This is a genomic window from Chryseobacterium oranimense (assembly GCF_900129755.1).
Classification (GTDB): domain Bacteria; phylum Bacteroidota; class Bacteroidia; order Flavobacteriales; family Weeksellaceae; genus Chryseobacterium; species Chryseobacterium oranimense.
On record NZ_FQWT01000009.1, the window covers coordinates 95233 to 110021 of the forward strand.

The following is a 14789-nucleotide window of genomic DNA, read 5'->3' on the forward strand; positions in this document are numbered from 1 at the left end:
TAAGATGTCCTTTCTATACAACATATTTGTCAACCTTCTTATCTTCGGAATGAAGATTTTTTCTTTGTTGAATGATAAAACTAAAAAAGGAGTTGAAGGGAGAAAGCAGTCATTAAGCAAAGTGAAAGCTGCATTTTTACCTTCGGACAAAGTAATCTGGATGCACGCAGCCAGCCTTGGCGAATATGAGCAGGGACTTCCTGTTTTGGAAAAGCTCAAAGAGAATTTTCCCAACCATAAGATCCTTGTCACTTTCTTTTCCCCTTCAGGCTATGAAAACGTTGTAAAAAGAAAGCACATTGCAGATCTAGTCTGTTATCTTCCTTTTGATAAAAAAAGTATGATAAAAGAGTTCATTTCCCGGTTTGATACGGAATTGTTTTTTACAGTTAAATATGATTACTGGTATCACCTTCTGGCAGAGCTCAGGCAACATGGAGCTAAGATTTATGTGATTTCGGCCTTATTTTATGAAAGCCAGGCTTTCTTCACATCGTATGGAAAGTGGTTTGTAAAGCAGCTAAAAAAAGATGTGGACTGGTTTTTTCATCAGACCACCTTTTCTTTTGCATTAGCCAAGAGTATTGGATTAGTCAATTCTTCAGTAACAGGAGATACAAGATTTGATAGAGTAAAACAACTCCGGGCAAGGGATAATCACGTTGAGTTCATTGCAGATTTTATAGGAGCACATCAATCTGTTGTATTCGGAAGCTCATGGCATGCGGAAGAAAAAATTGCCGCCACAGTTTCCAGAATGAATGCTGATCTGAAACTGATTATTGCTCCTCATGATCTGAAAAGGGTAGAGCATTTAAAGAACCTTTTCCCCGAAGCATTATTATACAGCGAAATACGAAATTCTGTGCTTCCGGTTCCCAAATATCAGATTTTAATCATCGACAGTATCGGTTTGCTGTCAAAACTATATTCTTATGCAGATGTAGCAGTAGTAGGCGGAGGTTTTCATGATGCAGGTCTGCATAATATTCTGGAAGCAGCTACATTTGGAACTCCTGTTATTTTTGGAGATCATTATAAAAAGAATCCTGAGGCAGACGATCTTATTGCAGCCGGCGGAGGAAAATCTTTTTCAGAAGAATATGCAGCAGCGGATTTTGTATTGTTCCTTCTTAATAATGAAGAAGAGTTGCGGGAAATGTCAGGAAATGCAAGAAAGTTTATAAAAGAAAAGCCTGATGCCACCAATCTTATTCTGGAGAAGATTCTATCTTAAAAACCCCTGACTTTTAATGTCTTTTATAATTTGTTCAATATTTTCCGGGATATTATCGGATTCAAGCCAGTTGATATCCAGCCCATTATTGATGCAGAGTTTCTGCAGGTAATGATTTTCAGAAATTTTACTACGGATTTCTCCCAGGAACTCATCAATCTCCATCCAGTAATCTTCATCCAGCTTTCTGGTTAATACCAGAGCTTTGAAAACTTTATTAATGATATAAATGTATAATTTATAAACATTGTCAAACCTTTGTCTGCTCAGGTCACTGTTGAAATCCAGGATTCTGTTCACCAGCAAAAGGTTCAGAGAAACTTCCCCAAACTTATCCGTTGTTATTTTGACATGTTCGGTAATATCTGCACTGATAGTACGGATGGTACTCATGAAATATTTGGCATTCCCGATGTACTTTGAAGCCAGGAGAATTTTTTCTGCAACATTTTCCTCCATGGCATTTCTCTTATCATCGGTTGTTTCCGGGTCAATCAGCTCAAAATATAGCTTTTTAGACAGAAGCTTATCCTTTTTCAGGAGCCTGAAAATAAGACGGTCTTTTTCTATGCTGGAAAAAGCACTCAATGCAGCTTTAAATTCTTTTGAGTACTCCACTAATTGAATATTTTAGAATATTTCAGAAACCCGTTAATGGCCCAGTTGGCAGTGTAATAAAAGGATTTTAGAGTAGAAAAGCCCATAAAGTCCTTATATACCAGATACTGATCTTTGATGATGTTTTTTTTCTTCCGGGAAACACTGTTTTCACGCATTCTGTATTTTGCCAGAGTTTTGTTAATAGGCATTCCTTCAGGAATCACTTTTAAAAGATTCAGCCACATAACGTGGTCTTCACGCTTGCTTTTTATAGGAAACAGGAATTTTCCGACTCTTTTGGTGTCGTACATGGTGGAAACCGGAGCCAGTCTGCATGTTTTCAGAAGGTTGGAGAAAGTTACGACCTTGTCAGCCAGGAAATCCTTTAGAACTGGCTGCAGTTGCTCATTACATCGCGAATAATTGCAGTAAACAAGTTCTGCATTATGTTCCTCCATATAATCTGTCATGGTTTCCAGATATTCGGGATACCAGAAGTCATCGGAATCCAGAAAAGCAATATATCTTCCTGTTGCTCTTTCAAGGCTTTTATTTCTTGCATTTCCGGCACCTCCGTTTTTCTCCAAAACCTGTAATTTGATCCTTGGATCATTATACTTTCGGATAATTTCGACCGTATTGTCTTTGGAAAGATCATCGGTGATCAGCCATTCCCAGTTTTCATAGGTTTGGTTTAAAACAGACTGTATCGTCTCTTCGATGAATTCTGCGGAATTATAACAGGGAGTGATGATGGAAACCAGGTCTTTCATGTGTGCTTTTCTGGGGTAAAATTATAAAAATTTTTTCTCATAAAGGTGCCACGATGCAATTCCTATCCCGATCACTACCAGCATGCATACAAAACCCATGAAAAAAGGATTATAGTTGGCAAACAGCCCAAGCGTAGCAAATACCCTGATAGTAGGGAAGTGGAATATATAGATGCCGTAGGTAAAATCTCCGTACTTCCCGAAATTGTTCAGGAACTTCAGTGAATAGGCAATATACAGAACAATAATACTGATCATGATAGGAGAGAACAGCTTGATATGAAGGATCAGGTCTATCCAGACCGTTATGATCGCAATGATGAACAGTATATTTTTATATTGAATGAATTTCTCAAAATGAAAATAAATCAGCATTCCTCCTATGAAATAGCAAAGCGATCCGGGCAATTGTCTGGATATAGCTGCTCTGCCCGTCATTTCAAAATAATTTAGGAATATCAGGGAAAGGAAATACAGTATAATTAAACTCAAATTCCTGTATTTATTGTTTTTCCCGAATAGCAAGAATATCAGCGGGACTGCAAAGTAAAAGCACATTTCAATCTTTAGCGTCCATAAAGCTCCGTTTACCGCTTCATTACCAAATACTCCGGGAAGGGAAGGAGCCATGAAATTCATGAAAATAGAGTTCCAGAAAAGATATTTATAAACCTGTATATTGCCAAAATATTCGGCAAAAGACAGGGTGCTTACCAGGCTCAGAAGGGTAGCGCAGAGAAATACAACTAATAAATAAGCAGGAACAATCCTGTTGAATCTTTTCTTCGCGTAGCTTTTAAGGCTGGAAGATCTCTCGTAGCTTCTTGCAATAAGGAAACCACTGACAATGAAAAACGAAAAAACGGCAACTTCTACGGGACTGTGGGTTAAAAATTCAAGCTGACTCGAGTCGCTTAAGGCTCCCAAATGTCCTACAAAGACAATGAAAGCAAGGAGAACACGGATGAAGTCAAAATTATTTTTCGTTATACTCTGCATTTCTGTTTCTTTCTGCAAAAATAGTTTTTTAATAGATAGAGGAAAAACTGAATTCAATATTTGTTAAATAATGGCTGTTTTGAAGGTTAATCTTCTAAAATTTTCAGAAATATACTTTATTGAAATTATTTTTCACAAAAAATGGTGATATAAATCAAAAAAATTATAATTTTAGCCCTTGAAAATTTTATCTATGAAGAAATTAGCATTACTATTTGCAGGTTTATCATTATTTGTAGCTACAGGGTGTAATGATGATGATAAGGAAATGGAATATCCTCTTGTAGGGGTTTGGCAGCCACTGAAAGAAGTGGTTACTACGGTAGAGACGGGTGAAGACCCTGTTTCAGATCTTATTACCTATACCGACTGCCAGAAAGAAGGCAGATGGAGATTCAATTCTGAGGCAACAGGAAAAGTAACCACGAACGGAGAAATCGGGACAACACCGCAATGTACCATCTTATCTGACCAGAACTTTACCTATACGTATGATAGAAGTGCGAAAACAATAGTGATCAAATTCCAGGGAATTGTAGAACCGTCCAACGGAAAAATAATTACCCTCGACGATACCACCCTGAACTTATCCTTAAGAGAAGAGACCCAGGATCCGACTGTATATAAAACAAGAACGTATACAATGAGAAGAATTCCTCAGTAAATATACATTCCATACCTAAATACAGATCTCATCTCCGGATGAGATTTTTTATTGTAAAGGATTTCCGAATTAATTAAAATTAAAATTTCCATTTCTTTTAAAATCATTATTTTTGTGAAAATTAGAATGGAAGCTGAAAAAAATCTAACATCTAATATCTAACATCTAATATCTATAATAAAGTGTTTTACGATCATCAGCAGATAGAAAAAAAGTGGCAGAAGTACTGGGAGGACAATCAAACCTATAAAACCTCCAACAACACAGATAAACCTAAGTTTTATGTTCTCGATATGTTTCCGTATCCATCCGGGGCAGGGCTTCACGTGGGGCACCCGCTGGGATATATTGCATCAGATATTTATGCGAGATATAAAAGACATCAGGGTTTTAATGTTCTCCATCCGGTAGGGTATGACAGCTTCGGACTTCCTGCTGAACAGTATGCGATCCAGACAGGTCAGCACCCCGCTATCACAACCGAGGAAAATATCAACAGATATGAAGAGCAGCTGAAAAAGATCGGTTTTTCATTCGACTGGAGCAGAGAAGTGAGAACTTCAGACGCCTCTTATTACAAATGGACGCAGTGGATCTTTATCGAGCTGTATCATTCATGGTATAATAAAAATACTGATAAGGCAGAACCTATCCGGACTTTAATTCAGCATTTTGAAGAAAAAGGTACAGAAGGTTTAAATGCGAATCAAAACGACGAATTAACTTTCACGGCAGAAGAATGGAAAAATGCTTCAGACCTTGATAAAGAAGATATCTTATTAAATTACCGTTTAGCTTACAGAGCAGAGACCACCGTAAACTGGTGTCCGGCTTTAGGAACCGTATTGGCCAATGATGAGGTGAAAGACGGAAAATCCGAAAGAGGAGGATTCCCTGTATTCCAAAAGAAAATGATGCAGTGGAGCATGAGAATTTCTGCCTATTCAGAAAGATTATTGCAGGGATTAAATACCCTTGACTGGCCACAGCCGCTTAAGGATGCCCAGGAATACTGGATCGGGAAATCACAGGGAGCGCAGGTACAGTTTCAGGTAGAAGGTCATGATGAGACCATTGAAGTCTTCACAACAAGACCTGATACGATTTTCGGAGCAACATTTATGGTACTGGCCCCTGAAAATCCTTTAGTGGATGCTATTACTACAGCCGCTCAGAAAATTGAAGTAGATACTTATATAGAAGAAACTTCCAAAAAAACCGAAAGAGACAGGATGTCTGATGTGAAGAATGTAAGCGGAGCCTTTACGGGAGCTTATGCCATCAATCCTTTCAGTGGCGAGAAAATGCCGGTCTATATTTCAGATTACGTATTGATGGGCTACGGAACAGGTGCTGTAATGGCTGTTCCTGCACATGATGAGCGCGATCACAGATTTGCAAAGAAATTCAATCTTACTATTAAAAAGGTAGTTGAGACCGATGAAGATGTTCAGGAGAAATCTTTCGATTCTAAAGATTCTGTTTGTGTCAATTCAGATTTCTTAAACGGATTACATTATAATGATGCCAAATCAAAAATAATTTCTGAAATCGAAAACAAAGGAATTGGCCACGGAACCACCAACTACAGGCAGCGTGACGCCATTTTTTCAAGACAGCGTTATTGGGGTGAGCCGGTTCCTGTATATTATAAGGAAGGAATGCCTTATACGCTTCCGGTTTCTGCTTTGCCGCTGGAACTTCCTGAAGTTGAAAAATATTTACCAACTGAGGATGGTGATCCGCCATTAGGAAATGCAAAAGTATTTGCCTGGGACGAAGCCAATCAGAAAGTGGTTTCTACAGATCTTATAGATGATCAAACGGTATTCCCGCTGGAATTATCCACCATGCCGGGTTGGGCAGGAAGCTCATGGTATTTCCTTAGATATATGGATCCGAATGATCAGGAGGTTTTTGTGAAAAAAGAATTGGCGGATTATTGGGGACAGGTAGATTTATACATCGGAGGAAGCGAACACGCAACCGGCCACTTACTATATTCCCGATTCTGGAACATGTTCTTAAAAGACAGAGGCTACATTACTCATGATGAGCCTTTCCAGAAACTGATCAACCAGGGGATGATTTTGGGGATGAGCGCGTTTGTTTATAGAAATTTTTTAAAAGTAACAGTTTCCAATAAAAAAGAAGAATTTAATTCAGAAGAATTTAAGCAATATTACCAAGAAGTTATAAATGGAACTCCTATTTTTATCTCGAGAAAATTTATTGCGAAGTTTAAACTTGATGAAGATTATGATTTAGAAAGTGATTTAGAAATTGTTAATCAAATTAATCACGCAAAAGAAATTATCAAAAATAAGTTTAAATTAAAATATCCAGAAATTGAAGAAGTACAGGTTGATTTTAATGCTCTTAAATGGTTTTTGATGCCTGTTCACGTTGACGTATCCTTATTAAAAGGAACCTCTGATGAATTGGATACTGAAGCCTTCAAAGCCTGGAGACCGGATTATGCCGATGCTGAATTTATTTTAGAAGACGGGAAATACATCACAGACCGTGAAGTGGAAAAAATGTCCAAGTCAAAATACAATGTTGTAAACCCAGACGACATCTGTGAAGAATACGGAGCAGACGGTTTACGGCTGTATGAAATGTTCCTGGGACCTTTAGAACAGTCCAAGCCATGGAATACACAAGGGCTAAGCGGAGTATACGGATTCCTTAAGAAATTCTGGAACCTGTATTTCAATGGCGAAACTTTTGAAGTTTCCGATGAGGAACCTACAAAGGCAGAATATAAAGTTTTGCATACCTTAATAAAGAAGGTGGTTTATGATATTGAGAACTTCTCATTCAATACTTCCGTATCTTCATTTATGATTGCTGTGAACGAGCTGCAAAAAATAAAATGTAACAAACGCAATATTTTAGAGCCATTAGCCGTTATCATCTCTCCATATGCACCGCACATCTGTGAAGAGCTTTGGAGCTTATTAGGAAATAAACAATCTGTGGAGTTTGAGAAATTCCCTGTGCTGAACGAGGAATACCTTGTAGAAGATGAAATTGAATATCCGGTAAGCGTAAATGGTAAAATGAAGTTCAAAATTTCACTTTCTGCCCAGTTATCGGCTAAGGAAGTAGAAGATTTGGTGATTTCGGATGCTAAGATGCAGCCTATTTTAGAAGGTAAAACACCTAAAAAAATCATCGTAGTGCATCACCGTATTGTGAATATCGTAATTTAAAAAAAAGTTAACATTGGGAAATTAAAAAAAATGAGGGTCTTATTTTTTTAAATTTCTAACCTAAATGTTAAATTTGGAGAAAATAAATAAAATATCTAAAAAAAATTATTATATCGAAATCGTATTAAAATTTCTTTATCAGAAAAATGCAAAATGTTTATTTAAGACTCTTGCATTTTAATTAATTTTGCCTTTAATTTACACCCTGTAAAATTTTAAAAACAATATAATTTAGTTAAATATGGAAATGAATGTTTCAAAAAATGATGAGCAAGTAGTTGCTAGAAAAGCAGGAGGTCTAAACCCGGCTGTTATTATTCCTATTTTATTCGTTATAGGAGTTTGTATTTATTTATTTGTTCTTGGGAACCCAGGAAACTTTAAAGACGCAGAAAAGCTAGGTAGCGGATCTGTAGCTTTCTCAAGTGTTGATGGAAAAGACATTCACCCAGAATCGTTTTTAGGTATTATCTACAAAGGAGGGGTTATCGTACCAATCTTGATTACTTTCATGATTACTGTAATCGTTTTCTCTTTTGAAAGATATTTCGTTCTTGGTAAAGCTGCAGGAAAAGGAAACCTAGACAACTTCGTAGTACAGGTAAGAAGCTTATTGAATCAGAACAAAATTGATGAAGCTTTAGAAGAGTGCGACAGACAACAAGGATCTGTAGGTAACGTAGTGAAAGAAGGTCTTACTACTTACAAAGCACTTTCTCACGATACTACTTTAAATAAAGAGCAGAAAATGGTAGCTCTTAACAAAGCAATCGAAGAAGCTACAACTCTTGAAATGCCAATGCTTGAAAAGAACATGATGATTCTTTCTACTTTAGGTACTGTAGCAACGCTAATCGCACTTTTAGGAACTGTAATCGGGATGATCAAAGCATTCTTCGCATTAGGTTCAGGTGGTGGTACTCCGGATGCTGCTGCACTTTCTACAGGTATCTCCGAAGCCTTGATCAACACGGCATTAGGTATTGGTACTTCAGCTATCGCGATTATCCTTTATAACTTCTTTACATCTAAAATTGACGGATTAACTTATAAGATCGACGAGATCGCTATGAGCATCCAGCAGTCTTTCGCTGAATTCAACTAAGAATTAGCAAGGAATTTGCATTCCAATTAAAAAGAAGTTTAATATTAAATAATTCAAAACAATGGCGAGAGTCAAACCAAAAAGACATGGTGTAGTGACGGATATGACGGCAATGTGTGACGTTGCCTTCCTACTACTTACATTCTTTATCTTGACCACTCAGTTTAAAAAACCTGACGTGGAGCAGATTAAACCGCCATCTTCAATATCAGAGAAGTTACTTCCTGATGCAAGTTTGATGACTATCAACGCTACACCTGATGGAAAATTCTATTTCCAGCCGGTAGACAATGCATCAGAGAGATTACAGCTTTTAGACAAAATGGGGCAAAAGTATAATATGACTTTTACTAACCAGCAAAAAGCGTCATTTCAGAAAGTACAAGCGATTGGGGTTCCTATGAGCCAACTGAAAGGCTATCTCGATATGTCAGATGAGGAACAGAAAAGTTTCAAGAGTCCTACAGGGATTCCTATGGATAGTACAAATAAGCAGTTAGTAGACTGGGTACAGCAGAGTTTGAGCGTAAATCCTGATTACAAATTAGCAATCAAAGGAGACGTTACCACTCAGTATCCAAAAGTTAAAAGCCTATTTGAAGGTTTAAGAGATATTGATTTTCTTAAATTCTGGTTGATTACATCACAAGAAGGTAAACCATAATAATATCATTTAGAAATGGCAGAAGTACAAGTACAGGAAAAAGGCGGCAAGGGCGGCAAGGTCCGTTCCAAGAAGCAGAATACCAGAGTAGATATGACTCCGATGGTGGACTTGGGTTTTCTATTGATTACCTTCTTTATGTTCACAACCACATTCAGTAAACCGAATGTAATGGATTTGGGTCTTCCGGCTAAACCGAAAGATGAAAAACAAAAACCACCTCCAACAGAAATTAAACTTTCTAACTCAATTTCTGTCTTATTAGGAAAAGACAATAGAGTTTTTTGGCACCAGCAGGATGCTACTTCCTTGAATGACCAAACTCTTATGGAAACTACTCTTGACAGAGAAGGAATTAGAAAAGTAATTCAGCAGGCAAAATCTAGGGCTGCAGATCAAACGAAATTTACCGTGATCATTAAGCCTACTGACGATGCTGTATATAAGAACTTTGTAGATATTCTTGACGAAATGGCCATTACCAAAAGCGAGCAGTATGGGGTAACCGATGTGAAGCCTTGGGAAAAAGCTATCTATAACAAGAAAGTTGGAAATAATGGAGCTGCGGCTGCACCAGCTACAAAGTAATTTAACCATAAAATTGTATATCTATGGCAGATGAAAATGTATACAATCAGAATCTTACTTTAGATGAGATTGTATTTGAAAATAGAAACAAGGAATATGGTGCCTATGATCTGAGACATCAGTATCCAAGACTTCTGACAAAATCTTTTATTGTTGGAACGGCATTATTCCTGGTTGCGGCTTTGTCTCCTTTTATTTATCTTACCATTAAAAGACTTACTGAACCGCCTAAGCAGGAAGTAAAGGCAGACTTGGTAAACATTATTGAAGATGAGCCAATTATTGAGCAACCGAAAGAAGAAGAACCACCGCCACCTCCTCCTCCAAAAGAAGAGGAAAAAATTGAGGTGATTCAGAACGTGGTTCCTGAGCCTGTAAAAGCTCCGAAGATTGAAACACCACCGCCACCAATTTCTAAGCAGTTAGAAACGACGACTGGTTTGAACAATCAGGAAGGGGTAAAAGCTCCGGCTTATACACCACCGCCACCACCACCATCTACTGGTACTAAAGCAAGTACAGTGGAAGTAAAAACAAACAACCCTAATGAGATCTACAAAGATGTAGACCAGTCTGCAGAATATCCTGGAGGTATGGGAGCATTAAGAAAGTTCCTTGGGGAAAACTTTGATACTTCTTTGATGGAAGGAGGTGAAGGTACACTTAAAGCTAAGCTTAAATTCGTTGTAGAAAAAGACGGAACTGTTTCTGCAGTTACTATTGAAGAGAAATCTCCAAATAGCGACTTTAACAACGAAGCAATACGTGTAGTTAAGAAACTGAAAAAATGGACTCCTGCGAAAAGAAACGGGGAGAGCGTTAGATCTTACTATAGCGTACCTTTCACGATGAACTTTGAATAAGACTTATTTATTCAACTTATAAATAAAAAGAGAAGCATATGCTTCTCTTTTTATTTTTTTTGGTATTTTTGTTACATGATGTTCAACTGGTTATCCTTAGTTACAGGATTATTTTATATCGTATTGGGAGTTGTGGTTATTATCTACAAATTTTTCTTTACGGTTTTAGAGCCTGCTATTGCTTATGCAATGGGCGCAGTGCTTATTCTTTATGGAATTTTCAGAATCTATAGAGCAATTTCAAGAATTAAAGATTCAGGAAATGAGAAATAGTTTAAAAATTGCGTTGCTTTCTGTAATGAGCATCGCCGCTGTAGGCTGCAAAAAAGACGACAAATCTCCATCCTATCATAAAGGAGATCTTACTATACTTACCGATGAATCTTTTAAAAGCGTTACCGAAGCTTTGGCAGACGGATATATGATTAATTATCCCGAAACCCATATTAAGATTGTAACGCAGAAAGAAGATCTGGCTTTCCTTGATCTGTTGAAAGATAAAGCAAGAATAACCGTAATGTCAAGAGATCTTAGCCCGGAAGAGAAAAAAGCATATGAAGAACAGGTAGATCTTAAGTTTCTCCCGGCAAAATTCGCTGCTGATGCGGTTGTATTTGTTGTTCCTAAAGATTCGCCTAAGCAGAGTATCTCTATGGATGAAATTAATAAGGGATTGCAATCCGATGCGAAGAACTTTATTTTCGACGGGACCAATTCAAGTAATCTGAATTTTGTTGCCCAAAAACTGAAAAAACAGCCAAAAGACCTGAAATTTTCTATTATTCCGGGAAATCAGAAAATTATAGAAGAATTAGGAAAATATCCGGATAAAGTTGGAGTTATTGGATTAAATACCTTCAGCCGTCCTTATGATAAAACCTCTGAAAAGCTGCGAGATATGGTAAAAATTCTTCCCGTGGAAAATAATGGAAAGTTATACACCGCTGATGCTGCCGGACTTCGTGAAATGGAATACCCTTTTACCCGTGTTCTTTACTTTTTAACCAATGAAGGGAACTTTAACATAGCAAACGGATTTATCAGATATTCATGTACCCAGCTAGGACAGATGATTGTACAAAAAGAAGGTTTACAGCCCTATAATATATACAAAAGAGAGGTACAAATGCGTTAAAAAATATTAAAATAATAAGCCCCACTTTATAAAATATTATTTTGGTCTGAAAATTGTGGAGCATATAACTCAAAATATAAGAAAAATATAAAATGAAAGATATAATGATTATGAATGTAAAGAAAATTGCTTTTGGAGCTGCCGTAGTATTTTTTTCCGGTTTAGCCACTGCACAAACACTGCAGGATGGTATTAACAGTATAGACAGTGATAAATATGCTCAGGCTAAAACCAATTTCACAGAAATGGTTGCCAAAGCACCAACAGCTGAAAATTACTTCTATTTAGGAAACACATACCTGAAGCAGGGAGAACCTGATTATGCTAAAGCTATTGAAAGCTTTAACAAAGGTTTGGCTGCTGACAGCAAAAGCTATCTTAATAAAATAGGTTTGGCTACAGTTAAGCTAGGTAAAGGAGATAAAAGTGCAATTGCTGAAATTCAGAAAATTGTAGCAGATTCAAAAGAAAAAGATGCTGAAGTATTATTCAGAGCAGCAGAAGCTTTAACATTGTTCGAAAAGAACAGTGCACCTGATGCAGCTATCCAGTATCTGACAAAAGCTATTGAAAAAGCTGAGAAAAAAGGAGTTCCTGCTCATTACTACTATACACTTGGAGATGCTTACAGATTGAAGAGAGTTCCTGGTGACGCTATGTCTGCTTATGACAAAGCGCTTCCTTTAGCTAAAAATAAAGCATCTGTTTATACAAGAATGGCTACCCTATGGATGGCAGCACAACAGTGGCAGCAGGCTAAACAAAGTATTGACAAGGCAATTGCTGTAGATCCAACTTATGCACCTGCATATAAAGCTTTGGCTTCTTATGATATCAGATACCAGCAGAATGCAAAAGCTACTCAAGACCTGATCAACTATACAAAATATGCTGATGAGGATCCATATACTCAATTAGAAATTGCTAAACTATACTTCACTAACGAGGATTATGCAAACTCTAAAACAGTTTTAGATAAGATCTTTGATAAAATTGATGATCCGATCAAATTTAAATTAAGAGCTTACCAGTCTTATGCAGATGGAAATTATGCTGAAGCAAAACAAAATATGGATACTTTCGTATCGCAGGCTGAGAAAACAAGAATCCAGCCGGCTGACCAGGGTCTTCAGGGACTTATTGCAGCAGGTTTAGCTAAAACTGAAACTGATGCGGCTAAGAAAGCAGCTTTAAATACAGAAGCACAGCAAAAAATTGCTATTGCTAAAGCAGCTAAAGATGAAACATTGAAGTGGGATATAGAATTGGCTAATATTGCAGGAGGAGGAGCTTCTCAGGCTGAAGCGGAAAAAGGACCTACAACTCCTGAAATTGAAGCATTGAAGAAAAAAGTTGCTGCCAATAAAGAAGATTCAGATTCCCTGTTTAAACTGGCGACAGCTTACCAGGATGCCAAGAACTGGAACGGTGCAATACTTACATGGCAGAAAATGAGCGCTTTGCTTCCGGATTGGGCTCCAGCGTACTACAGCCAGGGGTATTCTTACCAACAGGCAGGAAATAATGATGCTGCGAAATTGGCATATGAAAAATTCATCAGCACTGTAAAACCTGCAGATCAGGAAGCAAACAAGCAGACTTTAGCCTATGCATACTTCGCTGTAGCTTATATGAGCAAAGATTCTGACCTTGCTAAAGCTAAAGATTATGTAGCTAAATCTTTACAGCTTGATCCTACTTACCAGGATGCTGTAAAACTAAATGCAGAAATCAACAAGTAATTTAAAATTTAAATTATAGATATTAAAACTTCCCATTCTCAATGTTTGGGAAGTTTTTATTTTAAATCTTATCTTTGAAAATATGAAAACAGATATACTTGCTTTTGGAGCCCATCCTGATGATGTAGAGCTTGGATGTGGCGGCACTATTGCCAAAATGATTTCGGAAGGGAAAACATGTGTCATCGTAGATCTTACAAGAGGGGAGCTTGGGACCAGAGGTACAGATGAAACCAGGAAAGTAGAAGCAGGAGAGTCCGCAAAGATCCTTGGGGTTTCTGCCAGGGAGAACCTTGGAATGAAAGACGGGTTTTTGGTTAATTCTGAAGAATATCAGATAGAGATCGTAAAAATGATCCGCAAATACCGCCCGGAAATCGTCTTGGCCAATGCAATTGATGATAGACATCCGGACCATGCAAAAGGAGCGAAATTAGTGTCAGATGCGTGCTTTTTATCCGGTTTGAGAAAAATCGTAACAGTTTTGGAAGGCGAAAACCAGGAAGTGTGGCGGCCAAAGCAGATTTTCCACTACATTCAATGGAAAGATATCAAGCCGGAATTTGTTATTGACATATCAGAACACCTGGATAAAAAGATTGCGGCCTGTATGGCCTTCAAAACGCAATTCTATGATCCTACCTCCAACGAACCTGTTACTCCGATCGCAACAAAAGATTTTTTGGAAAGTCTCACTTATCGTGCTCAGGATTTGGGAAGATTATCGGGAGTGACTTACGCTGAGGGATTTACGTCTGAGAAGTTGATTGCGATGAAAAATTTTGACGGAATTGTTTGATAATTAAAAAATATCTCCTATATTTGCACTCACAAAACGGTGATTGTAGCTCAGTTGGTTAGAGCGTCGGATTGTGGTTCCGAAGGTCGTGGGTTCGAGACCCATCATTCACCCAAGAAAAGTACACTTTTAAAGTGTACTTTTTTTATTTCCGTATACTTCAAAATACTAATTTAAGAAAACACTTTTTGGTGTGTTAATTTCTGTTAATTGTTTGATAATCCACAAGAAAAGTATATTTTTGCAGTGTCAACATACATTATCAGTATAATAACTGTTGTCAATAAAAACTAAAACCTGAATTCAAAAAACAATTAAACCATGAAAAAACTACCCTGAATTTTATTCTGTTAATTCATCAATACTCATTTCCGGCAATTTAGAATTAAAGTAATCCTCAGA

14 protein-coding genes and 1 tRNA gene are annotated in these 14789 nt (G+C 37.3%); 12 read left to right on the forward strand and 3 right to left on the reverse strand.

Annotation, left to right across the window (positions count from 1 at the left end):
• The first annotated feature begins 4 nt into the window (after nucleotides 1–4).
• Entirely contained in the window at nucleotides 5–1237 is a 1233-nt protein-coding gene (locus tag BUB03_RS20675; protein WP_073066723.1) for a 3-deoxy-D-manno-octulosonic acid transferase, read from the forward strand.
• Here the strand turns inward: BUB03_RS20675 and BUB03_RS20680 are convergent.
• The 3 genes from BUB03_RS20680 to BUB03_RS20690 are packed head-to-tail and all read right to left on the reverse strand — an operon-like array spanning nucleotide 1229 to nucleotide 3627.
• Nucleotides 1229–1855, reverse strand: a complete 627-nt coding sequence (locus BUB03_RS20680) for a deoxyuridine 5'-triphosphate nucleotidohydrolase (RefSeq protein ID WP_073066725.1) — start codon at nucleotides 1853–1855, stop codon at nucleotides 1229–1231. The genes BUB03_RS20675 and BUB03_RS20680 overlap by 9 nt on opposite strands.
• Nucleotides 1855–2610, reverse strand: coding sequence for a glycosyltransferase family 2 protein (locus tag BUB03_RS20685; RefSeq protein ID WP_040997557.1), 756 nt, complete (start codon nucleotides 2608–2610; stop codon nucleotides 1855–1857). Before BUB03_RS20685 ends, BUB03_RS20680 begins: the two co-directional genes overlap by 1 nt.
• Before the next feature lie 21 nt (nucleotides 2611–2631).
• Nucleotides 2632–3627, reverse strand: a complete 996-nt coding sequence (locus tag BUB03_RS20690; RefSeq protein ID WP_083539035.1) for an acyltransferase family protein — start codon at nucleotides 3625–3627, stop codon at nucleotides 2632–2634.
• 175 nt (nucleotides 3628–3802) lie between these two features.
• Between BUB03_RS20690 and BUB03_RS20695 the strand changes: the two genes are divergently transcribed.
• The 11 genes from BUB03_RS20695 (at nucleotide 3803) to BUB03_RS20745 (ending at nucleotide 14501) form a co-directional block, all read left to right on the forward strand.
• A complete protein-coding gene (locus BUB03_RS20695; protein WP_040997555.1) occupies nucleotides 3803–4273 on the forward strand; it encodes a lipocalin-like domain-containing protein in 471 nt (156 codons plus the stop codon).
• 182 nt (nucleotides 4274–4455) lie between these two features.
• Complete coding sequence (locus BUB03_RS20700; RefSeq protein ID WP_073066728.1) at nucleotides 4456–7491, forward strand: leucine--tRNA ligase; 3036 nt, start codon at nucleotides 4456–4458, stop codon at nucleotides 7489–7491.
• Nucleotides 7492–7732: 241 nt separating this feature from the next.
• Nucleotides 7733–8596 carry a MotA/TolQ/ExbB proton channel family protein gene (locus BUB03_RS20705; RefSeq protein WP_040997551.1) on the forward strand — a complete coding sequence of 288 codons (864 nt, stop codon included), beginning with the start codon at nucleotides 7733–7735 and terminating at the stop codon, nucleotides 8594–8596.
• Nucleotides 8597–8657: 61 nt separating this feature from the next.
• Nucleotides 8658–9260: an ExbD/TolR family protein gene (locus BUB03_RS20710; protein WP_040997549.1), complete on the forward strand. Its 603-nt coding sequence runs from the start codon at nucleotides 8658–8660 to the stop codon at nucleotides 9258–9260.
• 15 nt (nucleotides 9261–9275) lie between these two features.
• Nucleotides 9276–9848 carry an ExbD/TolR family protein gene (locus BUB03_RS20715; RefSeq protein ID WP_040997546.1) on the forward strand — a complete coding sequence of 191 codons (573 nt, stop codon included), beginning with the start codon at nucleotides 9276–9278 and terminating at the stop codon, nucleotides 9846–9848.
• Nucleotides 9849–9871: 23 nt separating this feature from the next.
• The gene (locus BUB03_RS20720) at nucleotides 9872–10711 is read left to right on the forward strand and encodes an energy transducer TonB (protein ID WP_040997545.1); all 840 of its coding nucleotides are present in this window, start codon (nucleotides 9872–9874) and stop codon (nucleotides 10709–10711) included.
• 75 nt (nucleotides 10712–10786) lie between these two features.
• The gene (locus tag BUB03_RS20725; RefSeq protein ID WP_175547525.1) at nucleotides 10787–10984 is read left to right on the forward strand and encodes a DUF308 domain-containing protein; all 198 of its coding nucleotides are present in this window, start codon (nucleotides 10787–10789) and stop codon (nucleotides 10982–10984) included.
• Entirely contained in the window at nucleotides 10974–11846 is an 873-nt protein-coding gene (locus tag BUB03_RS20730) for a PstS family phosphate ABC transporter substrate-binding protein (protein ID WP_073066730.1), read from the forward strand. The genes BUB03_RS20725 and BUB03_RS20730 overlap by 11 nt, the downstream gene beginning before the upstream one ends.
• A 92-nt stretch (nucleotides 11847–11938) precedes the next feature.
• Nucleotides 11939–13588 carry a tetratricopeptide repeat protein gene (locus tag BUB03_RS20735; protein WP_040997540.1) on the forward strand — a complete coding sequence of 550 codons (1650 nt, stop codon included), beginning with the start codon at nucleotides 11939–11941 and terminating at the stop codon, nucleotides 13586–13588.
• A gap of 82 nt (nucleotides 13589–13670) precedes the next feature.
• Nucleotides 13671–14387, forward strand: a complete 717-nt coding sequence (gene bshB1, locus BUB03_RS20740; protein ID WP_073066732.1) for a bacillithiol biosynthesis deacetylase BshB1 — start codon at nucleotides 13671–13673, stop codon at nucleotides 14385–14387.
• 38 nt (nucleotides 14388–14425) lie between these two features.
• Nucleotides 14426–14501, forward strand: a tRNA-His gene (locus BUB03_RS20745).
• Nucleotides 14502–14789: the final 288 nt, after the last annotated feature.